This is a genomic window from Corynebacterium auriscanis (genome assembly GCF_030408435.1).
Taxonomy (GTDB): domain Bacteria; phylum Actinomycetota; class Actinomycetes; order Mycobacteriales; family Mycobacteriaceae; genus Corynebacterium; species Corynebacterium auriscanis.
On sequence record NZ_CP047046.1, the window covers coordinates 1290308 to 1313612 of the forward strand.

A 23305-nucleotide genomic window follows, 5' to 3' on the forward strand; every position below is an offset into this window, starting at 1 on the left:
AAGCTTTCTCTGTTAACTGGGTTTATATGGTTATGGCTGGAAATATGAAAAGCAGTCAGCACAAAAAGGGGGCTGGCGCAATTCTTTAGGCCTTATCCAACATCTCGAAGAACTGGTCGAACAGTGGGTTTGCATCGTGGGGACCGGCAGCCGATTCGGGGTGGTACTGCACCGAAAACGCGGAGCCGTCCAGGAGGGCCACGCCCTCCACAACATCATCATTGAGGCACGTATGGGTGACTTGGGCTTCACCGAAGGGGGTGGAGAACTTCTCCCCTGGCTTACCCTTCAACGCGAATCCGTGGTTCTGGGCGGTGATGTCAATGCGTCCGGTCACGTGATTGATGACGGGTACGTTCACACCGCGGTGGCCGAACTTCAGCTTGTATGTCTCCATGCCCAGCGCACGCCCTAGGATCTGGTTACCGAAGCAGATGCCGAAGAACGGAATCTTTGCCTCCAAAACTTTCTTCACTTCTGCGATTGTGGCATCAGCTGTCGCGGGGTCACCAGGACCGTTGGAGACGAATACGCCCGTTGCGCCGTGCTCTTTCATCAGTTCCTGTACGCGCTCAAAGCTGGTGTTGTGTGGCACCACCACGGTCCGCACTCCGCGCTTGGAAAACTCGCGAGGTGTGTTCGTCTTGATACCCATGTCGTAGGCGATGACCGTGTACCGAGTTTCGCCCTCCGGCTCCACGATGTAAACCTCATCGGTGGATACGTCCCCGGCCAGATCTGCGCCCTCCATTGACGGCTGGCTTTTAACCTTCGCGATCATCTCATCGTCGCTGACCAGGGCGGCGTCGCCAGAAAAAATGCCGGCAGCAACCGAGCCTTTGTCGCGCAGGTGGCGCACGATAGCGCGAGTGTCCACGCCCTGAATGCCCACGATGTTCTGGGCGGTCATCTCGTCTTCTAGGCTGCGGTTGGCGCGCCAGTTACTCACTGTCCGAGACAAGTCGCGGATAACCAAACCGGCCACCCAGATCTTGTCGTTGCGGGATTCGCCGTCCTCGTCATTCCATCCGGTGTTGCCGATCTGGGGTGCGGTCGCCACAACGATCTGACGGTGGTAGCTGGGGTCCGTCATGGTCTCCTGGTAACCGGTCATGGCTGTGGTGAAGACCGCTTCGCCGAGAGTAGTGCCCTGTGCGCCGAAGGCACGGCCACGGAAGATACGGCCGTCGGCCAAAACCAGGGCTGCTGGGGTACGGGTCATTAGTGTCCTCTTTTCATTGTGCTTATCATGAAGCGTGTGTGGTGTGTACGCGGTTGGCGCCTTTTCTTTTTACCGACGCCGCCACGGAAATCCCTTTACTCGGTTACCGCTAGGCCCTCGCGACAAGTGACCTTGCCTCGCAGGATGGTGGTGCTAATTTTCACGGGCATGTCCATTCCCTCGTAGGGAGTGTTGCGGGATTTGGATGCCATTTTCTCGCCCTCGGCAACCCACGATGTGGTTGTATCGACCACACAGAGGTTGGCGGGCTCGCCCACTGCGATGGGGCGACCGTGACCTGGCAGCTTGGTGATCTGCGCTGGGCGCTCGGACATCACGCGGGCGACGAATCGCCAGTCCTGATCGCCGTTGAGTACGAAGATCTGTGCGATCAGCGCCAGTGAGGTCTCCAGACCCAACATGCCTGGTCGGGCCTTGTCGAACTCGCAGCACTTTTCTTCGGATCCGTGTGGTGCATGATCGGTAGCCACGCAGTCGATGATGCCATCGACGAGGGCTTGCCGCAGTGCGCGCGTGTCGCGCTCTTCGCGAAGTGGCGGGTTCACGCGGTTTACGCCATCGAAGGTTTCCAGTCGCTCATCCGTAAGAATCAGGTGGTGCGGGGTGACCTCAGCGGTCAGTGGGATGTTTTGGGCCTTCGCCCATTTCAGCAACTCCACGGTGCCCTCGGTGGATGCGTGGCAGATATGCACGCGCCCACCGTAATCGCGGGCCATGATGGCATCGCGCGCCACGATGGATTCCTCCGCCACGCGGGGCCAACCGCGCAAACCCAAGCGCGCTGCATGATCGCCCTCGTGCGCGACTGCGCCTTCGGTGAGGCGCGGTTCTTCGCAGTGCTGAGCCAGCAGCACATCTACACCGCGGGAGTACTCGATGGCACGGCGCATGAGGCGCGGATCATCTACACACTTTCCATCATCGGAGAACATGCGCACCTTGGCATCGGAATCGGCCATCATGCCGAACTCGGTTAGTTCCTTACCCTGCAAGCCCTTGGAGATGGAACCCACGGGGTGGACGTCGCACAGGTTGGTCTTCTGGCCCTTGTACCATACGGTTTCGGCGATCGTAGGGTTGTCCATCACCGGTGCGGTGTTGGCCATTGTGAAAACGGCCGTGAAACCGCCCTGAGCGGCCGCTGCCGAACCAGTCGCCACGGTCTCGGTATCCTCGCGGCCTGGTTCGCGAAGATGAACATGCATATCCACTAACCCCGGAAGTAGGATTTGGCCGTTGAGGTCCAGTACCTCAGCATTCGTCGCAGCAGTTTTACCGGCGGCCTGGCCGATTTCTGCGATCACGCCGTCGCGCAGGAGGACATCGGTGGGCTCTCCTTCACCGTAGATCAGCACCCCTTGCAGCAGGACCTCGGCCTCGGCCCCCGTCGGCACCGGGGCGAGGTCGCCGGTGGCGGGGTACGCACGATCATCGGGGTAGGTAGCCGAAGGTGATTTGTCGTTGTTGGTCATGGCAATAATCTCCTCGTTCATTGAAAGATTCCTACCCCACTCACGGGCGTGGTTCGCGGGACTGGGGGGCGTCGATAACCTGTGAAGAATCCGTGCCGACCAGCAAGGTAAACAGCACGGCCATGCGTACCTGCACACCCGCTGTTACCTGGTCGAGGACTACGGTGCGTGGGTCATCGGCCACGTCGTCGTTGATCTCCATGCCGCGCAGCATGGGGCCGGGGTGCATGACGATGGCATCGTCCTGCAGTTTCGCCAAGCGGGCCTTGCTCATGCCGTAACGGGTCGCATACTCCCGATGCGATGGGAAGAACCCGCCGTTCATGCGCTCAGCTTGTACGCGCAGCATCATGACGGCATCGGCGGTAGACAGTTGGGTATCCATATCGTGCGCCACGCGCACTTCACTGCCGTCCATCCCCCACTTTTCAACTCCAAAGGGAAGCAAGGTGGGAGGGGCCACGAACGTCACATCGGCGCCCAGGCGGGTCAGCAACTGTGCGTTGGAGCGCGCCACTCGCGAGTGCAAAATATCGCCCACGATCACCACGTGCTTGCCTTCGATTTCCCCCAGGTGGCGGCGCATCGTCACCGCGTCCAACAGGGCTTGTGTGGGGTGTTGGTTGGAGCCGTCACCGGCGTTGATGATCGCCGTTTCCCCCAACCAATTGGCCACTTGACGTGCCGCGCCAGATGACGGGTGCCGCATGACGATGGCATCGGCACCGACTGCTTTCAGCGTCAGTGCCGTGTCCTTGAGGGACTCGCCCTTTTTCACGCTGGATCCGGAAGCTGAGACGTTGATGACGTCCGCGCTCATCCACTTGCCTGCGGTCTCGAAAGAGGAACGGGTGCGGGTGGAGTTCTCGTAAAACATGGTGAAGATCGTGCGCCCCCGCAACGTCGGCAGCTTCTTCAGTTCACGCCCATCCAACACCTCGGCAAATCGATCCGCCTCATCCAACAGTCCCACAATCTCGTTGCGGCTCAGGTCCGCGATACTCAACAGGTGCTGCATTGGCTTCTACTCCCCTGCTTTCTCTTCATCCGACGCCCACGGCTTGTGCAGCTCCACCAAATCTTGGCCGTCGAGCTCCGTGAGGCTAACAGTGATGTCCTCCGTGGTGGAGGTGGGAATGTTCTTGCCCACGTAGTCCGCCCGGATGGGTAATTGGCGATGCCCGCGGTCTACCAGCACTGCAACCTGGACCATGTGAGCGCGACCAAGATCTCGCAGCGCGTCCAGGGCGGCCCGGATGGAACGCCCGGAGTACAACACATCGTCAACCAGTACTACAGTGGTGCCGTCGATTCCCTCACGGGGAATATGGGTGGGTTTCAGCGCGCGATGGGCTTTGGTACGCAAGTCATCCCGGTACAAGGTGATGTCTAATGAGCCGTGGAATACCTCTACCCCGGAAAAGGCGGTGATGCGCTCCGCGAGGCGCTCGGCCAGCGGAACACCCCCCGATGGAATTCCCAAAAGCACAACGCGGTTGCTGCCCTGGCTGTCGAGGGCAGTCTTCTCGATGATTTGGTGCGCGATTCTCGCGACAGTACGTGCCACGTCTGCCTCATTGAGTAGGACAGTCGTGTTCGATGCATCTGCCGTGTTCATCGTGACCTCCTTTCCCGCCTCTCTGTGCGGTCTGTTAAAGGATGTCTCTTTACGGTTGTAAACCTTAGCACGGCTGCGCTGAATAGAAACTGAGGTTACCCCTTAGGGCTGGGGTTGCTCCCCAGGCGAGTCAGTTCCGGGGCCGCTGGTAGTGCCAGCGGCCTCAGTGCCCTCTGTGGACGCTGTTTCCGCACCGGAGTCGGTAACGCCAGCCACCAAGTCGGAGCGCGCGGCCGCAGTGCCTTGGAGACCGTCGCCGGAGATAACGTTGCCGATGAGCGCATCCAGCTCCGCGTCCTCGGCTTCCTCCGGCCCGCGATCAGATTCGGTTGCTTTGGCCTCGGCGGCGTCGGCCAACTTCAAATCAGCCGCGCGTGCCACCCCGTCCAGTACCGCATTGACGTAGGAAGGTGCCTTGTCGTGGGAGTACTGCGCCGCCAACTCGATGCCCTCGGTCATGGCCACCTGGTTGGGAACATCACTGTTGAACAGCAATTCCCAAGTGGCCACGCGTAACACAGCCCTATCGACGGCAGGCAGGCGATCCAAGCGCCACTCGCTAGCCAGGTTCAAGGCGATCGCATCGTCGATGGCATCCAGGTGCGTAGCGGTTCCCTCCACGATGGTGGCGGTGTACTCCGGGACCGGCTTAACCGCATTGGCGGGATCGCGCGATAGGTCGCGGCGCTCTTCGACGATCTTTACGGGATCGAGATCACGGAACTCGGCTTCAAAGATGATGTCTACTGCACGACGGCGGGCCTTGAACCTGCTGCCGTGTCGCCTGTAGTTGTTCTTATTTCCGCTCACAGTGGGGATTAACCGCTTTCCGCTGATCGAAATGGAGGGGTGGAAAAATCGACCGCAACCGACCGTGAATATCGCGGCGGCTGCGGGTTGGGGATTAAAGTGCGCGACTTAGTTGCTGACGCGCGACAGGTAGGAGCCGTCACGGGTATCCACGCGGACCACGTTGCCGGTCTCCAAGAACAATGGCACCTGGATCTCCGCACCAGTTTCCAAAGTAGCGGGCTTGGTGCCACCGGTGGAACGGTCGCCCTGCAGGCCTGGATCAGTGTGTTCGATGCGCAGGTCAACAGAGACGGGCAGTTCGGCGAACAGTGCCTCGCCCTCGTGGAAGGAAACCTGCACGGTGGTGTTTTCCAGCAGGAAACGTGCGCCCTCACCCATGAGGTGCGGGGATAGTTCGATTTGCTCGTAGTCCTTCTCGTCCATGAGAACGAAATTGGTGCCGTCGTTGTAAAGGTAGGTCATATCGCGACGGTCCACGTTAGCGGTTTCTACCTTGACACCGGCGTTAAAAGTCTTGTCGATGGTTTTACCCGACAGGATTTCCTTCAGCTTCGTGCGAACGAATGCTGGGCCCTTGCCTGGCTTAACGTGCTGGAACTCGATGATCTGGACCAGTTTGTTGTCCAGCTTCAAAACCAGACCGTTCTTGAAATCCGCGGTAGTTGCCACGTGTCTATCTCCTCAATGGTTGCTATCTGGGTTTTATATCTGCGGTTGTTGCAGGCGATCGCGCTATCCTGGCGGCTCGCTTTAGTTGACCGGTGACGTATTCTATCACCTCGACGCCACGCTCTAGACGACCACCAATTCCGTGGGCGAGGCGTTGCAGCTGATGTGACCGTCCTTGGTCACCACGTAGGTGTTTTCAATCCGGAGCCCCGTTTTACCGGGAAGGTAAATCCCGGGCTCCACGGTAATGGTCATGCCCGGCTCCAAAATGGAAGTCTCGTCCACGCCCGCTGCGGCACGCGGGGATTCGTGAACGTCAAGTCCCACGCCGTGCCCGGTGGAGTGCACGAAGTACTCCCCGTAGCCGGCATCCGTGATCAGGTCACGGCAGGCTTCATCAACCGTGCGCAACCTGGTGCCGGGCTGCACTACTGCTTCTCCAGCCTTCTGGGCACGGTATACGGTGTCGTAAATCTCATAGGCCAATTCGTCGGGCTCTCCAACGCAAACGGCGCGCGTTTGATCGGAGGCGTATCCGTCTAAGTAAACACCGAAGTCAACCGTCACCAATCCTGGCACGATCTTGTCCTTAGACACACCAGCATGTGGTTTAGCACCGTTCGCCCCGCTGGCCAGGATGGTGTCGAAACTCAATGCTTGCGCCCCAGCCAGGCGAAGGCGGTTCTCCAAGTCCGCAGCAGCTTCAATTTCCGTGAGCCCTTCGCGGATACCACCTTCGGCGAGGAATTGGGTCCACACGGAATCGGCAAGCTCACCGGCGGCGAGCAGGGCGCGTACTTCCGCCTCGTCCTTCACCAAACGCTCAGATTCCACAGCTTGGGAAAGAACCGCTGGGTCGCCCAATTCGCGGGCACTACCGATGGGCATGCTAGGTTCCACCGCGAAACCCCGATCGCCGGCCACCTCCTTCATCATTGGCAGCAGGCGGTTTTCAATGCGAATGTCGATGTCTTCCGGCGCACCAGTCTCCAGGCGAATCTGCGTGTCGTACCGACCATCGGTACCGAGCACGGCAGTCCCGTCCGCGCGCAAGAGTAGGACGGCATTGGACCCTGCAAATCCTGTGAGGTATTGAATATTCTTCAAATCGGTGACGAGGAGCGCGTTTTCCCCTGCATCGTGAATCCTGCTGGCGACGCGGTGGCGTCGGGATTGGAAATTGGCAACGACGTCTTGTGAAATAGTCAGTGACATTTTGTTTCCTTCCATGAAAAAAGCAATATCTGCTTAAGCGAAATAGCGTAGTGCGGCTACGTAGCCATAGGTGCCCAAACCGGCAATAACCCCGGCAGCAATAGGGCTAAGGTAACTATGGTGCCGGAATTCCTCGCGGGCATGGACATTAGAAATGTGCACCTCAATAAAGCCTTGCGCGTCGGCAATTTCCGCCAGTGAGTCGCGTAAAGCTACCGAGGTATGCGTAAAACCGCCCGGGTTAATGATGACTGCGTGTCCGTCATCAGCGGCTCGGTGAATGCGCTCGATCAACTCACCTTCGATATTTGACTGGAAAAAGTCCACCGCAATGCCCAGCCGCTCGGCTTCCTTGGCCACCATGTTCTCAATATCCACGAGGGTCGTGGAACCATACACCTCCGGTTGGCGTTTGCCCAACCGGTTGAGGTTGGGACCATTGATGATGACGACACCGGGCGCGTGTGGCATGGGGTTTCTCCTCAATTTTTGACTAGCGGCTAGTACGTTCGTAGGCGGTTTCCAACAGCTCGTTACTGGGCCCTTCCAGCCTGGTTGGGCTGCCAATGCCATCCAGCACCACAAAACGGGTCACACCGGCTTTGTTCTTCTTATCGCGAGACATTGCTTCATTCAACGTCGGCAGATCCGCCCCGTCGTAACGAATGGGAAGACCCACCGACTGCAAGATTTGTCGGTGCAGTTTCACAGCCTCGCCGTCGAGGAGCCCTGCCGCGTGTGCGAGCTCGGCTTCGAACACCATTCCTACAGCCACTGCGTGACCGTGGGGCCACGTGTAGTTTTCGTGGTGTTCCACAGCATGACCGTATGTGTGCCCGTAATTCAGTATTTCGCGCAAGTGGCTTTCTTTAAGATCCTTGCCCACCACATCCGCTTTTACCTTAATAGCTTTTTCGATGAGCTCAGGCAAGGTTCCCCGGGGAGCAAGCGCCGCATCGGGATCATTGAGGTAGATATCCAAAATAGAGGTATCACGAATAAATCCGGCCTTGATGATCTCCGCGCTTCCCGCCACGATTTCCGCCAACGGCAAAGTTTCCAGCACGTCCAAATCCACTATAACGGTGGCTGGCTCATGGAACGCACCCACGAGGTTTTTCCCCGCTTCCGTGTTGATGCCGGTTTTTCCGCCCACCGCGGCGTCAACCATGGCCAGCAAAGTAGTTGGGCACTGGATAACGGCTACCCCACGCATCCAAGTGGCAGCGATGAAGCCCGCCACGTCCGTGGCAGCGCCTCCCCCCAAGCCGATAACGGCATCGTGCCGGGTGAGACCCGCATCAGCGCACGCGGCCCACAGTCGTGTGGCTTCGTCGATAGTCTTACCGCGCTCCGCATCGGCTAGCTCTACGAGGTGAACCGACCGGTCACTATCGCGAAGGATCTGCGCCAGAGCCGCAGCGCGCCCAGCCAGCGCCGGCTGATGAACGAGCAAATACGTCTGCGCGTTCTGCGTAGCCCGCATCGCCTGCTCAGCAACGAACTCTAGTCCGCGGTCAATATGAACCACGTAGGGGTTGACGGAATGTACGGGAATTTGGGTCATTGCTTTACTTCCAATAGTGGGCGGTTACGGGCGTTCTGGCCGCATCTGATCTGGGTAAATATCCTCCATAAAGGTGAGGATCTCGGTCACCACGCGCTGGGAGGATTTGTTACCACCAGTGATGGTGTAATCGGACACTTCCTCATACAACGGCCCACGCTGGGCAAGCAGCCTCTCATAGGCCGCCCGGGGATCGGCAACATTCAACAGCGGACGGCTACGATTACCTTCCAGCCGTTGCATGGCATCGTCAATGGGGATCTCTAGGCGCACGACCACCTGATCGTCCAATAGTTCCCGGGTACCGGGATGGACCACAGCTCCCCCGCCCAAGGCCAGAACTCCGTTTCCACCGAGCGCTTCAGCAACGACTTCATGCTCGATGCGCCGAAACTCCTCCTCACCAAAGGTCTCTAAAACCTTTCCACACGGCATGTCGTACTTTTCGGCGATGAGTTGATCACTATCGGTAAAGCTGGTTCCAAGTGCATGGGCCACGCGTTGGCCGATGGTGGTTTTCCCGCTGCCGGGCATGCCGACTAGCACAACGCGGGGACTCATGATTCCTGCCCTTCCCCCCAAGCCAGCCGCTGACGTACATAGGCCTGGTAATTATCGAAGTTGCGTCTCATTTCAGCCACGCTATCACCACCGAATTTCTCCACCACGGCCCGCGCTAATACAAGGGCGACCATGGTTTCGGCTACCACTCCCGCTGCGGGAACCGCGCACACATCGGAGCGCTGGTGGATGCCCGTCGCGGCTTCACCGTTATCCATGTCAACCGTTTTCAATGCGCGGGGCACGGTGCTGATGGGCTTCATGGCAGCGCGAACAATGAGGGTTTCCCCATTAGTCATTCCACCTTCGATGCCTCCCGCCCGGTTGGACAAGCGAGAAACACCCTCACCATTTTCTGCCCGCACAATTTCATCGTGGGCTTCCGATCCACGGCGACGGGCTTCCTCGAAGCCATCGCCGATTTCCACGCCCTTGATAGCTTGAATACCCATGAGCGCAGACGCGAGTTGTGCGTCCAGCCGAGCCTCACCGGAAGTGTGTGACCCTAATCCAATGGGCAAGCCCTTAACGACAACCTCGACGATGCCTCCTAGCGTGTCACCGGACTTCTTCGCGGCCTTGATCTCGTCAATCATTTCCTCGGCCGAGTCGGCATTGCACGCGCGGACCGGGGAGGCGTCGATGTCCTCCAATTGGTCGAAGTCCGGCACCGGGCCGGTGTAAGGGGTGGATCTACCGATTGACACAACGTGGCTGAACACTTCCACACCCAGCACCTCGCGCAGTAGCGCCCGCGCAAACGTGCCCGCAGCCACTCGAGCCGCGGTTTCGCGGGCACTGGAGCGCTCTAGGATCGGCCGAGCTTCCGTGTGGCCATATTTGATCATGCCGGAGAAATCCGCATGACCTGGGCGTGGGCGGGTCAAGCGGGCACCACGGCCACTGTCCATCTCCTTAACGATGCCCGGATCGGAGGTATCAATGGGATCGGCAGACATAATCGTGGTCCACTTGGGCCATTCGGTATTGCCAATCATCACCGCAACCGGACTGCCCAGTGTGAGACCATGGCGCACACCGGAAAGGAATGTCACCTCATCGGCTTCGAACTTCATGCGGGCACCGCGACCATAACCAAGACGGCGGCGGGCGAGCTGACGAGATACCTCTTCGCGGGTCACACTCAAACCTGCAGGGAGGTTTTCAATGAGAGAAATCAGGGCTTGGCCGTGCGATTCACCGGCAGTGGTCCATCTGAGCATGCCGTACATATTACTACGACCCGATCAGAACCATCCCCACTACCACAGCACTAGTCCCAAGGATCATCGCGGGACCGTGTGGTGTGTACGGATCCTTTCGGTTGGCTGTAACCACCATGCTTATTCCGACGCCCACCGCGCCCGTCACTGCCATTGCGATCCATAGGCCCCAAAACCCAAGGCTCATAGCCAATGTGCCCAAAGTAAAGGCGAGCTTCGCATCCCCTCCACCGACCGTCATCCGGCTGTTGAGGATCGGCGCGACCACGATAAATCCCGCCCATATCACTCCCCCGATGAGTTGCCAAGGATGCCAACCGGGCAAAACACACGTCAACACCGCGGTGACGACCGCCGGCGGCCCGGTGAGGTTGTTGGGTATCCGACGCGTGGTGGCGTCGAACCAAAAGATCCACCCAGCCCAGATTGCGTAAGCCACCCACACAACAGATTCCGTCCACGACGGCACGGTGCTGACCACAGCGTTTCCCCCAAAAAATTGACGCAACTTCCCCGGTCCGGAATCAAAAATCCACTAGCGTGCTGCAACGGCCCCACCATCATCGAGCGCACGGACAGACCCCCAAGCCGCGAATGTGCTAGCGCGCTGCAGAGCAAACCGACGGTTACTGCACTCTGAGGTGCAGCACGGTTTCTAGCATAAGACCGGCGGGGCTAGTGTGCCCGGTGAAAAGGCGAAACTGCTCCTCGGCTTGACCCGCCAGCATACGTAAGCCATCCGCGTGGGGCAGACCGGCATCGCGGGCGGCGCTGAGTAATGGTGTGGGATAGGGATCATAGATCACGTCCACGATGGCATGCGCCGTCAGCAGGGCGGGAACAAGGGGCTCGGCAGCCTCGGCGGGCACTGTGGAGATCACCACGCTGGAGCCGCGGACCGTGGCCTCTAGGGCTACATCATCAAAGCGTGCCCAAGTGAATTCCATCCCCAGGCCCTCGACGAGAGATTGCAAGTTCAGAGCACGCTCAGAACGCGCCAGGACGGTGATGCTGCGCACGCCCGCCGCCGCCAGGGCTGCTACTGCCGGGCGCGCGGTGCCACCATTGCCAATGACCACCGCAGAAGTTCCGGGCAGATCCGGGGCCCCGGTGGCGGTTACGTGTTCCAGACAGCGTGACACACCATCGACATCGGTGTTGTCCGCCAACCACTGCACGCGGGGTTCCGCGGAAGACGTCGTGGCGGATACAAGAGCCTGGGCCGGGGTCTGGTCGAACGGCTGGTCCGCGAACCCAATTGCCCCTTGGTCTAATACCTGGTCCCCCGCTAGGTTCGGCGGCTGGCCTGGTGCCTGCATTGCTGGCTGAACTGGCGCGCCATCAATTAAACGTGGAACCAGGGTGTTAGCGGAACCAATTCTCAAGGCCCGCTCGGTCGCCATATCGGCAAGTTCAAGCGCGGCTTGTTTGCCCGGCATAGTGACCGAAAACCCCCTAATCCCCGGCACATTCTGCGCTGCCTTCATCACACGGCGGATTTCCTTGGCTTCACCCGCTTCCACGCGGTAATAGGACATATCGTCCAACCCCACCGCACGGTAACCGGCGGTGTGCAACTGCGGGGACAGCGAATGGGCAATGGGGCGGCCCAGTACCGCGCACCGCGGGTTTGCCAACCCCAAGAATTCATCAACTGTGAGGAAGCCGCTATCCGGAAGCTCGTTCGTACTCATTTACCGTCCAGAGTCCAGAACACCGTTGGAGCGAGATTGTTCGATAGCCTTTTCGTGCTCACTGAATTCGCGGTTAAAGACGGTGGTGCCGTCCTTGTCGATCGTCACGAAATACAGCCAGTCGCCCATGGCTGGGTTCTCGATCGCATGCAGTGCCTTGAGACCCGGGGATGCGATCGGAGTATCGGGCAGGCCTTGCTTCGCGTAGGTATTCCATGGGGTAACGCGCTTACGGTCGCTGTCAGTCGTGGCGACCTCCTGCTCGGAAAGAGAGTAGTTAACCGTAGAGTCGAACTCCAGCTTCTGATCGATCTTCAGGCGGTTGAGGATGACACGCCCCACCTTGTCGAAGTCGTTAGCTGGGGCCTCGCGCTCAATCAAGGACGCGGCCGTGACCATCTCGTAGGGGGTCAGCCCAATCTTGCCCGCAGCAGAAACCAACCCGGTGTTCTCGTATTGCTCCGCTGAGGAATCCAACAGCGTGCGCATGATGGTAATTGGATCACTGGTGGGATTGAACAAGTGAATTCCCGGAGCAACGAGGCCTTCAATTCGTTTAGGATCATCACCTCGGCGGCTCACGGGCTCACGCGCCCACTCCGGAACCCCGAGGTCTGCGGGGGACGTCTGGGACACCGCCTCGCGCAGCTTTTCCTTACTAATGCAGGTGTTTTCATCCTGGCACGTCTGCTTAGAGACCAAGGTGTAGATGCCTTCGCGGGTTTTGCCACCGACGACGGTGACATCCTCGAGGGTCAAACCGGTTGGGATATCTACCACACCGCGTCGATTCTTGTCATCGGACAGCTTCTCCAAAGCGGACTTCGCCGACATTTCCTCTTGAAGAGGGTAGTAACCAGCTTGTAGTGTTGGAGCTTCCTTGGAGACTTCGGCCATCAAAGCGCGGCGGGAGCCAACGACGTTCTTTTCAACAAGCTCGGGAACCAATGACGCGACCGAGTCGCCTTCGTCCACGCGGACCATCACGATTCGCCCGTTTCCCGTACCCGCGTAGTCTCGGGTACCGACAACCTCACGCTGGTACCAGATGTATCCCAGTGTGCCGACAAGCAAGAGCACAAGCGCTATCGATAAGGCACCGGCCCATTGCCGACGGCGCCTGTACTTCGGTTGCATCCGTTGCTTCCCTTTCCTCGCAGTCAGGTCCTCTACCACGTCATAAGAATGGTAGAGCCTATTGTTACATGACAAACAGTCAAATTCGGCAATTACTCGCCCGAATACGGCGTGTTGAGTACACGCTTACGTCCATCCAGCCACCCCTGCAGAATGTGGACGGCCGCCGCTTGGTCGATGCGTTTGCGCCCCTTCTTTGTATTGACGCCAGAGGCATGCATGGCTGCTGTGGCTGCCACAGTAGACATTCTTTCATCGACCATTCGGATAGGTACGCGCTGGCCAAGACGCGAATCGAGTTCTTCGGCGAGGGCCGCCGCAAAGGCGGATGCCTTGTCTGTGCTTGCGGTGGAATTACCCCGCAGGGCTACGGGCAGGCCGATGATGACTTCGACTACGAAGTTCTCTTCGACTTCCGTTGCTACCTGGCGCACATCACCCCCGTCGTCGGTAGCACGAACGGTGCGTAGCGGGGATGCCAAGATGCCATCGGGATCGCTGAGAGCTAAACCGATTCTCACTGTGCCCACGTCGATGCCCAGCCGACGGCCCCGGCCGGGGTCGTCATCTGCTGCTGGGCGCTGCGGTTCATAGAAAGCGACGACCCGGTCCGAGCCGTCCAAAGACGGGTTAGCCATTGGACTGAACCAGCGCCTTCACTGCCTCTAGGCCAGAGGCAATGCCCGCTTGATCGGATCCGGAGCCTTGGGCCAAAGCAGGCTTTCCGCCGCCACGCCCGGCTACCTTGTCCCCGAAGGTCTTTACGAGGTCGCCGGCTTTCACGCCGCGATCCACTGCTGCATCGGTAACAGCGGCGACGAATGGGACCTTCCCCCCATCGGTGGATGCGAAGAATATGACGGCGGCTTCAGTACCGAATCGCGCTTTCGCATCGGTCACCATAGTGCGCACATCGCCTGCGCTCACACCATCCGGCAGCTGAGAGGCCACCACCTTGATGCCTGAGATCGTTTCTGCCTTCGCCACGATCTCGCCCACACCTGCTAGCAATTGCTGGTTGCGTAACTGTTGGATCTGCTTTTCCGCTGCCTTGAGCTTGGCAGTCAACGCGTCCACGCGCTCTGGCAGTTCCTCGGTAGGCGCCTTGAGGTTGGCGGATAGATCGGCCACGACGTTTTTTCCACCGGAGAGGAAGCGGAACGAGTCCATACCGGTGTAAGCCTCAATGCGGCGTACCCCAGAGCCAACGGAGGATTCACCAAGCACGGCAATGGGGCCAATCTGCGACGAGTGATCCACGTGGATACCGCCACACAACTCCATGGAGAAAGGTCCACCAATTTCCACGACTCGAACGTGGTCACCGTAGTTCTCACCGAATAGAGCCATTGCGCCCATGGCCTTGGCTTCTTCCAACGAGGTTTCAATGGTGTTGACCTTGTAGTCACTATCCACGGCGCCGTTGGCGATGTTTTCAATGCGGGTCATCTGATCAGCCGTCAACTGCTCGCCGTACTGGAAATCAAAACGCAGGTAGCCAGGGCGGTTCATGGAACCGGCCTGCACGGCTGTTGGCCCCAGCACGTCACGCAATGCAGCGTGAATCAGGTGAGTGCCGGAGTGTGCCTGGCGCGCCTGGTGCCGCCACGCATTGTCTACCGATGCGGTGAGCTTCTGGCCCACAGCAAGCTCGCCACCGGTAACGGTCGCGAAGTGTACCCAGACCTTCTTGCCCACCTTTTGTACGTCGTGAACGTCCGCCGCGCCGGACTGCCCGCGGAATTCACCGCGATCAGCCATCTGACCACCGGCCTCGGCGTAGAACGGGGTGCGATCCACAATCACTTGGGCTTGTTCGTTTTGCCCCACGCGGTCAACAAGTTGCCCATCCTTGATGATTGCTAGCACCGCCGACTCGTCTTCCAGCTGGGTGTATCCCGTGAACACGGTCGGGTGGTTGTCCACGAAAGGACGGTAAACAGATTCGTCCGCATGCCCCATCTTCTTGGCGTTGTTATCAGCCTTGGCACGGGCCTTTTGCTCGGCCATGAGGGAGTGGAAACCCTCCTCGTCCACGGAGAGGCCGGCTTCATTCGCCATTTCGAGGGTCAAATCGAAGGGGAAGCCGTGCGTATCGTGTAGCGAGAACGCGGTGGCGCCGTCCACGACGGTCTTGCCTTCGGCCTTAGCTTGGGCCGCCGCATTCTCGAACAACTGGGAGCCCGATTCCAACGTCTTGAGGAATGCCTTCTCCTCACCCACAGCCACGGAACGGATGCGCTCCCAGTTATTGGCGATCTCTGGATAGGAGGGGGTCATGGTCTGGCGCACAGTATCCATCAACCGCTCCATGGTCTCACCGGTCGCACCGAGCAAACGCGCAGAACGAATGATGCGGCGCAGCAATCGGCGCAGAATGTATCCACGCCCCTCGTTACCCGGGGTCACACCGTCCAGCATCAGCATCAATCCGGTGCGGCAGTGATCAGCGATCACGCGGAAACGAATATTGTCGACGTCGTTCACTCCATAGCCCGCACCCGTTAGCTTTTCTGCCTCATCAATCACTGGGCGCAGAAGGTCAGTTTCGTAGACGTTCTCCACATCTTGGAGAATGCAAGCCACTCGTTCGACGCCCATGCCGGTGTCGATGTTCTTCTTGGGCAGGGGCCCAATGATCTCGAAGTTGTCTTTGCCGATGCCCTCACCGCGCTCGTTTTCCATAAACACGAGATTCCAGATTTCGATGTATCGGGTATCGTCCACGACCGGTCCGCCCTCTTGGCCGTGCTCTGGACCGCGGTCATAGTAGATTTCCGAACAAGGCCCACAGGGACCAGGGATACCCATCGACCAGTAGTTATCAGCCATTCCCAAGCGCTGAATGCGTTCGGCGGGAACACCGACCTTCTTCTCCCAGATGTGTGCTGCTTCATCATCATCGGTGAATACAGTGACCCACAGGCGGTCTGGATCGAGACCAAATCCACCGTCTTCTAGAGAGTTCGTCAACAGGGCCCATGCGTGCTTAATGGCGCCTTCCTTGAAGTAGTCGCCAAAAGAAAAGTTGCCCGCCATCTGGAAGAACGTGTTGTGACGGGTAGTCACGCCAACTTCTTCAATGTCGAGAGTGCGAACGCATTTCTGAATGCTGGTGGCCGTGTTGAATGGTGGGTTTTGCTGGCCCAGGAAGTAGGGCTTGAAGGGAACCATGCCGGCGTTGACGAACAGCAGGTTTGGATCGTCGAGAATCAGCGAGGCGCTGGGGACCTCGGTGTGCCCAGCGTTGGTGAAGTGCTTGATAAAGCGCTCGCGAATTTCATGCGTTTGCACGTGACTAATCCCTCAAATCTCGGCGACGGGTAACTACAACGTTCCTATTCTAGACCGAGGATGAAACGTTGGGGTATTGAGGTGCAATGACTACTCGCCACGCACGATGCGGCGCACCTTTTCCATCCTCTGGTTTATCGTGCGTTCATTGCCGTGCATAGTGGGCTCGTAATAACGCGCGTCCTGCAAATCATCGGGCAAGTACTGCTGTTGCACCACTCCCCGTGGGTCATCATGGGGATAGTCATAACCCACGGCGTTGCCCATCTCACGCGCACCCTGATAGTGACCGTCGCGCAGATGCGGCGGCACGGTGGTCCCCTTGCCCGCGTCCACGTCCGCCAGAGCCTTGCCGATAGAGTTGATTACCGAGTTGGACTTGGGAGCGGTCGCCAAGTGCAATGTGGCCTGCGCCAGGGACAGGCGCCCCTCCGGCATACCAATGAAGCTAACTGCTTGGTGGGCAGCTACCGCCACCTGTATCGCAGTGGGATCGGCCATACCAATGTCCTCACTGGCATGGATGACCAGTCGTCGCGCAATGAACCGCGGATCCTCCCCTGCCGCGATCATGCGCGCTAAGTAGTGAAGCGCAGCATCGGGGTCCGAGCCACGGATGGACTTGATAAAAGCACTCGTAACGTCATAGTGCTGATCGCCATCGCGATCGTAACGAACCACGGCTTTATTGATGGATCGCTTAATATCGTCCAGTGTGATTTCCACTGGGGCATCTGGTACGCCGCTGCGTGCCCGTTCGTTCGCTGCAGCATCCGGTGCGCCGCTGCGTGCCCGTTCGTTCGCTGCAGCATCTGATGCGCCACTGTGTGCCCGTTCCGCCAGCACGGATTCGGAGGCGGCCTCCAGATACGTCAAGCTTCGGCGCGCATCCCCAGCTGACAGTGCAACCAGTTGGCCCAGGGCAGCGTCGGAAAGAGTCACTGCCCCAGCCAATCCACGCGGATCCGAGATGGCACGGGTGAGTACCTCGGCGATATTGGCATCCGACAGTGGCTGGAGCTGGACCAGCAAGGAACGGCTCAGTAGCGGGGAAACCACGGAAAAACTGGGGTTTTCCGTTGTCGCGGCGACGAGCAACACCGTGCGATTTTCAACGGCAGAAAGCAGTGCATCCTGCTGCGTTTTGGAAAAACGATGGACCTCGTCAATGAACAACACAGTGGAACGGCCGTGGACGAGACGCTGACGGGCAGACTCGATAACCGCGCGTACCTCTTTCACCCCGGAGTTGAGAGCACTGAGCGCTTCGAAGTGACGATCGGAGGCGGCCGAAATCAAGCTAGCGATCGTAGTTTTACCTGTGCCGGGTGGGCCGTAGAGAATCACCGAACTATCCCCGCGCCCCTCGATGAGCCGACGCAAGGGGGATCCCTCGCCTAGAACACTCTCCTGCCCTACGACCTCATCTAGACTACGCGGACGCATGCGCACCGCTAAGGGGGCATGCGAACCGGGGTGGAAATAGCGACGGGCAGCACTACTTGCACCACCGTAGGGAGACTGCTGGTGGTTAGAATGGTGCACGTCCGCGTCCGCTGGGGAGCTTTCGCTGAATCGGCCTGCGGTGAACTGGTTCGAATTGGGGTAGTCAGAACCGAACTGGCCGGCATCGGAAGCGGAATCCCAGCCTTGATTGAACAAGTCGTCCCCCAACAGTTACACCACCCGCGATTGCGGATGCGCCCCAAGGCGCGCAAGAATCCGCAGTAACTCTACGGTCCAATCCCGAACAGCAGAGAAATCCACCACGGTATAAATGCCGGCGACCCGTTTGATCGCATCGACAGTTGTGGCGAGGTCCTGCAGCTGAGCATCTGACAACTGGGCGAGATCCCGGCTGAGATCGGCGGCCTCAGCTGGATAGAATCCACGGCTGCGCTCCAGATTGAGCCGACCATAGTGCAGCATCATCAGGGACATAAAAGCCCAGCCAATGAGCGCGGTCATCAAACCTCGGGCAACGACCTCATCGTCTTTAGCTGCGGGCCACACCGACCATACTTCAGCGCGCCACGCGGAAATGAAGTCCCGAATTTCGCGGTCTTCCAACGCCGGCGTGGAGTTATCCTGAGGGAATCCCGCGATCACGCACGCCACGTCGAACGCTATGTCACGGAAACTCGCCCATTCGTAATCGAGGAAAACCACCTGGTTTGCCAACATAATGTTGTCTGGAGTGAGGTCGAAAGGCGTGAATGCTAGCAGGTCAGTACGCGACTGACGATCCGCGGACTCTTCAGCAAAGGCAACCACCTCATCAGGTATCACCACCTGATTTTCCCGAAGCAGCCCTAATCCTTGCCGGATTAGCTTGGCAATATCCACATCAGATTCAGCGATGAAACCGGAATCCATCCCGTGTTTTATACACTGGCGCTTCATCAAAGTTTCATAAGACGAATGCCCCCCAAACGTATTGGCGTGCATTTTGCCCAACCGTCGTCCCAGTTTACGCACCGCCACCAACCGTTCCTCGGGCTCATGAAGCGTGAGGATATCGGTGTAGTTCGGCCCGTCGCCGGCGTCAGAAAGAATAAGAATGCGTTGCTCGATGTCGTAAGCCAACAGCAAGGGGCCCGGGCGGCAAGCCTCAGGAAGGGTATTCGTGTATTGGTAGGCTACCACTTCCCTGATGAGGCTGAGGTTGTTCATCGCGACGGAGTCGATGCCACCGGCGTTCGTGCTTTCAGGCTCAGGTTGCCCGTCGACGACCGGCGCCGTGCCAGCATTGGCCGGGGGCAACTGTTTGATGACAACCGTGCGTTCGTGGAGGAAAGGGTTGGGCGTCACACGGCAACGGAGAACTAAAGCCGGGCCATCCCCTCCCAAATCCTCGGGCATAGAAAGCTCCGGGGTGCCACCAAAACGGGCCGCCAGCAGGTGGCGGGCCGCATCCATGGTGGCTTCTACCGATTGCACGTGGGTTGTACCTTTCCTCGCGGGACCTGCTACTGAGGCTTGCTCTTTGGCTTGAAATCGATGCCGGATTCCTTCCGCTGAGCTGCAGAAATCTCGCCTGGGGCATCGGTAAGCGGATCCACACCACCACCGGACTTAGGGAAGGCAATCACATCGCGGATGGAGGAGAACCCACCCAGCAGGCTCACGATACGGTCCCATCCGAATGCGATACCGCCGTGTGGTGGAGCACCGAACGCGAAGGCATCCAGCAGGAAGCCGAACTTCTCCTGCGCCTCCTCCTCAGAGATACCCATGACCTTGAATACACGCTCCTGGATATCGTGACGGTGAATACGAATAGAACCGCCCCCGATCTCATTGCCGTTACACACGATATCGTAAGCGTAAGCTAGTGCGGAGCCGGGATCCGTATCGAATGTGTCCAGAAATTCCGGCTTTGGGGAAGTAAATGCGTGGTGCACTGCCGTCCACGCGCTATTGCCCAGCGCCACGTCACCGGATGCAGTGGCATCAGCTGCGGGCTCGAACAGAGGAGCATCCACAACCCACGTGAAGGCCCAGTCCCCTTCCTTGATCAAGCCCAACTTGTTTGCGATCTCACCGCGAGCTGCACCGAGCAGAGCGCGAGAAGACTTGGTCTCGCCGGCGGCGAAGAAGATGCAGTCGCCTGGCTTTGCGCCCACGTGATCAGCGATGCCCGCGCGCTCTTCTTCGGTGATGTTCTTGGCCACAGGGCCGGACAGCTCACCGTCCTCGCCCACTAGGATGTATGCCAAGCCCTTGGCGCCACGCTGCTTAGCCCACTCCTGCCAAGCATCCAGCTGACGGCGAGGCTGTCCAGCGCCACCTTCCATGACTACTGCGCCCACGTATTCATTCTGGAACACGCGGAACGTCGTGTCCTTGAAAAAGTCGGTGCACTCGGTGATCTGAATGTCGAAGCGCAGGTCTGGCTTATCGGAACCGTACAGGCGCATCGCATCGGCGTACGTCATGCGTGGGATCGGCGTGGAGATTTCGTAACCGATTTCTTTCCAAATGGCCACCAAGATTTCCTCGGCCAGGGCGATGACATCTTCCTGATCCACGAAGCTCATCTCAACGTCCAGCTGAGTAAACTCCGGCTGGCGGTCGGCACGGAAATCCTCGTCGCGGTAGCAGCGGGCGATCTGGTAATAACGCTCCATACCCGCGACCATCAGTAGCTGCTTGAACAGCTGTGGAGACTGTGGCAATGCATAAAACGTGCCCGGCTTTAGACGCGCGGGAACTAGGAAGTCACGGGCGCCCTCAGGGGTGGAGCGGGTCAGCGTAGGGGTTTCGATCTCCGTGAAATCGTGACGTGCTAGCACACTACGGGCTGCCGCATTGACCTTGGAGCGCAAGCGCAGCGCATCACCCTGGGTCTTGCGGCGCAGATCCAGGTAGCGGTACTTCAGGCGGGTTTCCTCTCCCACTTCACCAGCAGAAGAAGGATCGTCAATCTGGAATGGTAGAGCGGCCGAAGCGTTGAGAACCTCAAGAGCCGAAACGTTAACCTCGACGCCGCCCGATGGAAGATTGGGGTTTTCTGACCCCTCAGGACGGGCCTCAACGATTCCGGTGACCTTGATGCAGTATTCGCTGCGGAGATCATGCGCGCGCTCGGCAACTTCCGACTCGCGGAAGACTACCTGTGCGATGCCGGAGCGATCGCGCATGTCGATAAAGATCACGCCACCGTGATCACGACGGCGCCCCACCCAACCGGTAAGGGTAACTTCTTGGCCAATGTTTTCTGGACGAAGTTCGCCCGCAAGATGCGTCCGCAACACGTTTACAACGTTCCTTTTCCTCTAAGTGTGCAATCGACCCCTCAGCTTACCGCATTTGCTCTGTAGCCCTCTCTCCGGCCCAGCCTCATCCCCTCAACCCGGTGGCTGGGATTCTCTCTCACAGCTGACAACCTTCCTGGCATTTTGCGGGCCAACCATTTGCCCCTTTTGTTCCTTGGGGCAGCGCTCGCTAATCCGCCGGCACGTTGTGAAGGCTCACGACTTTTTTCCGACGCCCCCCTCTCTCCCCAGCAACGAATAGCGTTGGCGGCTGGGTACCCACCACCCCACGCCCTAGCCCTAGTTCGAACCCGAGCTCGCACCCTAGCTCGCACCCCTCGGGTAGCAAACGAGGTTGGGGGGCTGGGTACCCACCACCCCACGCCCTAGCCCTAGTTCGAACCCTAGTTCGCACCCCTCGGGTAGCGAACGGGGTTGGGGGCTGAGTACCCACCACCCCACGCCCTACCCCACGCCCTCATTCCCACAATGTGCAGCAGAACTCTGACAAAATCACGGGAAGGGTCAGGCGGTGAATGCAACATCTTCGGATGGATCGAGGTTAAAGAATACTTCCCTCGGGGTCAGTCCATCTAGCACCACCCGTGGAGTGTCGTTGATGAGGTCTTCATATTCCTGGAGTTGCTCATGGGTCACCGTGGCAAGATCGGTGCCTTTCGGAATGAATCGGCGTAGCTCGGCATTAATATTCTCGTTACTCGGCCGCTGCCATGGGGAGTGCGGATCGCAGAAGTAGAGCTTCAACCCCTCAAAATGTTCGGCCAGCTGACCACTGGCAGCCATTTCCGCTCCCTGATCCCAGGTCAGGGTCTGGACACGACGGTCTGGGGCGATAGCCATCTGGTTGATCTGCCCGAGCATGTCTTTCAACGCGGTGACCACGGTCTGGGACGTGTGATCGGTGGTTAACAACCTGGCCATGAACAACCGGCTATGCCGTTCTATCAAGGTGATGATCGCGTGCTTTCCACCCTGAGCGCCTCACACGAGATCACCTTCCCAATGCCCTGGCACCGCCCGGTCAGCAGCGTGTGGTGGGCGGGTGGAGTATTGTCGCGCCATGAACCCATGGTTTCGCCCCGCGCCCGCGAGTCGGTAGCTTCGAGCGGGGTCGTCGTCCTGTGCGACCTGACCGAAAGGGCGTAGTCGACGGTTAACTCATGGCGTAGCCCACCAGCTGCTTGGACGTAGAGGGCTTGGTAAATCGTTTCGTGTGACAAGGTCAACTCCTGATGAATGCCGGATAAACGTTTCAGCCTAGCTACAATACGTTTCGGTGAGACCTGCCGGTTCAAGCAGTCGAATGACGATACGTCGTAACGTGGTATGAGCATCAAGTTTTCGCGGTTTCGGGCGTTTGGCTGCATCGATGCTGCGTTGCTGGGCTATCAGTGGGTGATACACCCCGTCGATACTGTTGCGGGTTACCTCGCGGCTGATCACGCTGGGATGCCTGCCGAGTTGTCGGGCGGTGCGGCGGATGGAATAACTCTGATCTAGGCAAAACTTGATGTAGACCCTGTCGAACGCGGTTAAGCGCATACCCCGGCCGACTTTGACTGTCGCTGGCTGATAATTCACCACCACGGGGTCTACTGACAACACAATGGGTTGATCACGGTTACTTGTCGACGATACCGACGGGCGGGACACAGGCATGACAGAATTATGTACCCACCGGTACACGGTAACTGGGTGGACACCAGTTCTGGCGGCAATATCGTGATCACTTCGCCCAGCACATGCTAAGAACATGACCATCATCTGGGTGGTTGTCTTGTGGGTGGCAAGACCACCACCACGTCCCCGCGCAAGGCGCGCACCTTGGCTTGTGATGTAGTCCCGCAACGCACGGTCGGTACAGCCAGTGGCTTGGGCTGCGTGCAGTGCGCTGTAGCGGTGGTTCGCGATCAGGTCGAAAGCAGCAACAACAGCAGGATCGGGAGTGTAGGACATCATCAACACCTCATGAACAAATCAGGGTGTTGCATTCACCACTAGACCCCACCCTCATTTTTGTT

Annotated in this window: 19 protein-coding genes and 2 pseudogenes; all 21 read right to left on the reverse strand. The window is 58.8% G+C overall.

The annotated features are described in order from the left end of the window. Positions 1-85: 85 nt before the first annotated feature. Positions 86-1222, reverse strand: a complete 1137-nt coding sequence (gene carA / locus CAURIC_RS05380; RefSeq protein ID WP_035113134.1) for a glutamine-hydrolyzing carbamoyl-phosphate synthase small subunit — start codon at positions 1220-1222, stop codon at positions 86-88. A 95-nt stretch (positions 1223-1317) separates the two neighbouring features. Then, the gene (locus CAURIC_RS05385) at positions 1318-2715 is read right to left on the reverse strand and encodes a dihydroorotase (protein WP_035113192.1); all 1398 of its coding nucleotides are present in this window, start codon (positions 2713-2715) and stop codon (positions 1318-1320) included. Between the two features lie 40 nt (positions 2716-2755). Next, a complete protein-coding gene (locus CAURIC_RS05390) occupies positions 2756-3733 on the reverse strand; it encodes an aspartate carbamoyltransferase catalytic subunit (protein ID WP_052094730.1) in 978 nt (325 codons plus the stop codon). A gap of 6 nt (positions 3734-3739) precedes the next feature. Continuing rightward, positions 3740-4333, reverse strand: a complete 594-nt coding sequence (pyrR, locus tag CAURIC_RS05395; RefSeq protein ID WP_035113132.1) for a bifunctional pyr operon transcriptional regulator/uracil phosphoribosyltransferase PyrR — start codon at positions 4331-4333, stop codon at positions 3740-3742. Between the two features lie 282 nt (positions 4334-4615). Further along, positions 4616-5143: pseudogene (gene nusB, locus CAURIC_RS05400) on the reverse strand (transcription antitermination factor NusB); the annotation flags it as partial. 108 nt (positions 5144-5251) lie between these two features. After that, positions 5252-5815 carry an elongation factor P gene (efp, locus tag CAURIC_RS05405; RefSeq protein WP_035113131.1) on the reverse strand — a complete coding sequence of 188 codons (564 nt, stop codon included), beginning with the start codon at positions 5813-5815 and terminating at the stop codon, positions 5252-5254. A gap of 123 nt (positions 5816-5938) precedes the next feature. Beyond that, a complete protein-coding gene (locus CAURIC_RS05410) occupies positions 5939-7030 on the reverse strand; it encodes a M24 family metallopeptidase (RefSeq protein ID WP_052094728.1) in 1092 nt (363 codons plus the stop codon). Between the two features lie 33 nt (positions 7031-7063). Then, the gene (aroQ, locus tag CAURIC_RS05415) at positions 7064-7501 is read right to left on the reverse strand and encodes a type II 3-dehydroquinate dehydratase (protein WP_035113130.1); all 438 of its coding nucleotides are present in this window, start codon (positions 7499-7501) and stop codon (positions 7064-7066) included. 22 nt (positions 7502-7523) lie between these two features. Beyond that, positions 7524-8597 (reverse strand): 3-dehydroquinate synthase, encoded by a 1074-nt coding sequence (gene aroB, locus CAURIC_RS05420; protein WP_290183408.1) that lies wholly within the window; start codon positions 8595-8597, stop codon positions 7524-7526. A gap of 24 nt (positions 8598-8621) precedes the next feature. Beyond that, positions 8622-9158, reverse strand: a complete 537-nt coding sequence (locus CAURIC_RS05425) for a shikimate kinase (protein WP_035113129.1) — start codon at positions 9156-9158, stop codon at positions 8622-8624. Next, entirely contained in the window at positions 9155-10381 is a 1227-nt protein-coding gene (gene aroC, locus CAURIC_RS05430; RefSeq protein WP_084588072.1) for a chorismate synthase, read from the reverse strand. The genes CAURIC_RS05425 and aroC overlap by 4 nt, the downstream gene beginning before the upstream one ends. Positions 10382-10394: 13 nt before the next feature. Next, positions 10395-10862 (reverse strand): prepilin peptidase, encoded by a 468-nt coding sequence (locus CAURIC_RS05435; protein ID WP_172644027.1) that lies wholly within the window; start codon positions 10860-10862, stop codon positions 10395-10397. A 145-nt stretch (positions 10863-11007) separates the two neighbouring features. Next, on the reverse strand, positions 11008-12075 hold the full coding sequence (locus CAURIC_RS05440) for a shikimate dehydrogenase family protein (RefSeq protein WP_035113125.1): 1068 nt from the start codon (positions 12073-12075) through the stop codon (positions 11008-11010). Continuing rightward, the gene (gene mltG, locus CAURIC_RS05445; RefSeq protein ID WP_290181983.1) at positions 12076-13212 is read right to left on the reverse strand and encodes an endolytic transglycosylase MltG; all 1137 of its coding nucleotides are present in this window, start codon (positions 13210-13212) and stop codon (positions 12076-12078) included. A 92-nt stretch (positions 13213-13304) separates the two neighbouring features. Further along, positions 13305-13850 (reverse strand): Holliday junction resolvase RuvX, encoded by a 546-nt coding sequence (gene ruvX, locus CAURIC_RS05450; protein WP_052094726.1) that lies wholly within the window; start codon positions 13848-13850, stop codon positions 13305-13307. Continuing rightward, complete coding sequence (gene alaS, locus CAURIC_RS05455) at positions 13843-16506, reverse strand: alanine--tRNA ligase (RefSeq protein WP_290181987.1); 2664 nt, start codon at positions 16504-16506, stop codon at positions 13843-13845. The genes ruvX and alaS overlap by 8 nt, the downstream gene beginning before the upstream one ends. A gap of 90 nt (positions 16507-16596) precedes the next feature. Beyond that, complete coding sequence (locus CAURIC_RS05460; protein ID WP_035113188.1) at positions 16597-18051, reverse strand: replication-associated recombination protein A; 1455 nt, start codon at positions 18049-18051, stop codon at positions 16597-16599. Between the two features lie 132 nt (positions 18052-18183). Beyond that, positions 18184-19446 carry a phosphotransferase family protein gene (locus tag CAURIC_RS05465; RefSeq protein WP_035113124.1) on the reverse strand — a complete coding sequence of 421 codons (1263 nt, stop codon included), beginning with the start codon at positions 19444-19446 and terminating at the stop codon, positions 18184-18186. Positions 19447-19475: 29 nt separating this feature from the next. Then, a complete protein-coding gene (gene aspS / locus CAURIC_RS05470; protein WP_290181991.1) occupies positions 19476-21263 on the reverse strand; it encodes an aspartate--tRNA ligase in 1788 nt (595 codons plus the stop codon). Between the two features lie 525 nt (positions 21264-21788). Beyond that, positions 21789-22247: pseudogene (locus CAURIC_RS05475) on the reverse strand (IS30 family transposase); the annotation flags it as partial. 294 nt (positions 22248-22541) lie between these two features. Continuing rightward, positions 22542-23243 (reverse strand): helix-turn-helix domain-containing protein, encoded by a 702-nt coding sequence (locus CAURIC_RS05480; protein WP_235700636.1) that lies wholly within the window; start codon positions 23241-23243, stop codon positions 22542-22544. Positions 23244-23305: the final 62 nt, after the last annotated feature.

What these genes read in the sequence shown, in the direction of transcription:
- carA (WP_035113134.1), bottom strand. Translation starts at nt 1,222, where the DNA reads ATGACCCGTACCCCAGCAGCCCTGGTTTTGGCCGACGGCCGTATCTTC.
- CAURIC_RS05385 (WP_035113192.1), bottom strand. Translation starts at nt 2,715, where the DNA reads ATGACCAACAACGACAAATCACCTTCGGCTACCTACCCCGATGATCGT.
- CAURIC_RS05390 (WP_052094730.1), bottom strand. Translation starts at nt 3,733, where the DNA reads ATGCAGCACCTGTTGAGTATCGCGGACCTGAGCCGCAACGAGATTGTG.
- pyrR (WP_035113132.1), bottom strand. Translation starts at nt 4,333, where the DNA reads ATGAACACGGCAGATGCATCGAACACGACTGTCCTACTCAATGAGGCA.
- CAURIC_RS05410 (WP_052094728.1), bottom strand. Translation starts at nt 7,030, where the DNA reads ATGTCACTGACTATTTCACAAGACGTCGTTGCCAATTTCCAATCCCGA.
- aroQ (WP_035113130.1), bottom strand. Translation starts at nt 7,501, where the DNA reads ATGCCACACGCGCCCGGTGTCGTCATCATCAATGGTCCCAACCTCAAC.
- aroB (WP_290183408.1), bottom strand. Translation starts at nt 8,597, where the DNA reads ATGACCCAAATTCCCGTACATTCCGTCAACCCCTACGTGGTTCATATT.
- CAURIC_RS05425 (WP_035113129.1), bottom strand. Translation starts at nt 9,158, where the DNA reads ATGAGTCCCCGCGTTGTGCTAGTCGGCATGCCCGGCAGCGGGAAAACC.
- aroC (WP_084588072.1), bottom strand. Translation starts at nt 10,381, where the DNA reads ATGCTCAGATGGACCACTGCCGGTGAATCGCACGGCCAAGCCCTGATT.
- CAURIC_RS05440 (WP_035113125.1), bottom strand. Translation starts at nt 12,075, where the DNA reads ATGAGTACGAACGAGCTTCCGGATAGCGGCTTCCTCACAGTTGATGAA.
- mltG (WP_290181983.1), bottom strand. Translation starts at nt 13,212, where the DNA reads ATGCAACCGAAGTACAGGCGCCGTCGGCAATGGGCCGGTGCCTTATCG.
- ruvX (WP_052094726.1), bottom strand. Translation starts at nt 13,850, where the DNA reads ATGGCTAACCCGTCTTTGGACGGCTCGGACCGGGTCGTCGCTTTCTAT.
- CAURIC_RS05480 (WP_235700636.1), bottom strand. Translation starts at nt 23,243, where the DNA reads ATGATGTCCTACACTCCCGATCCTGCTGTTGTTGCTGCTTTCGACCTG.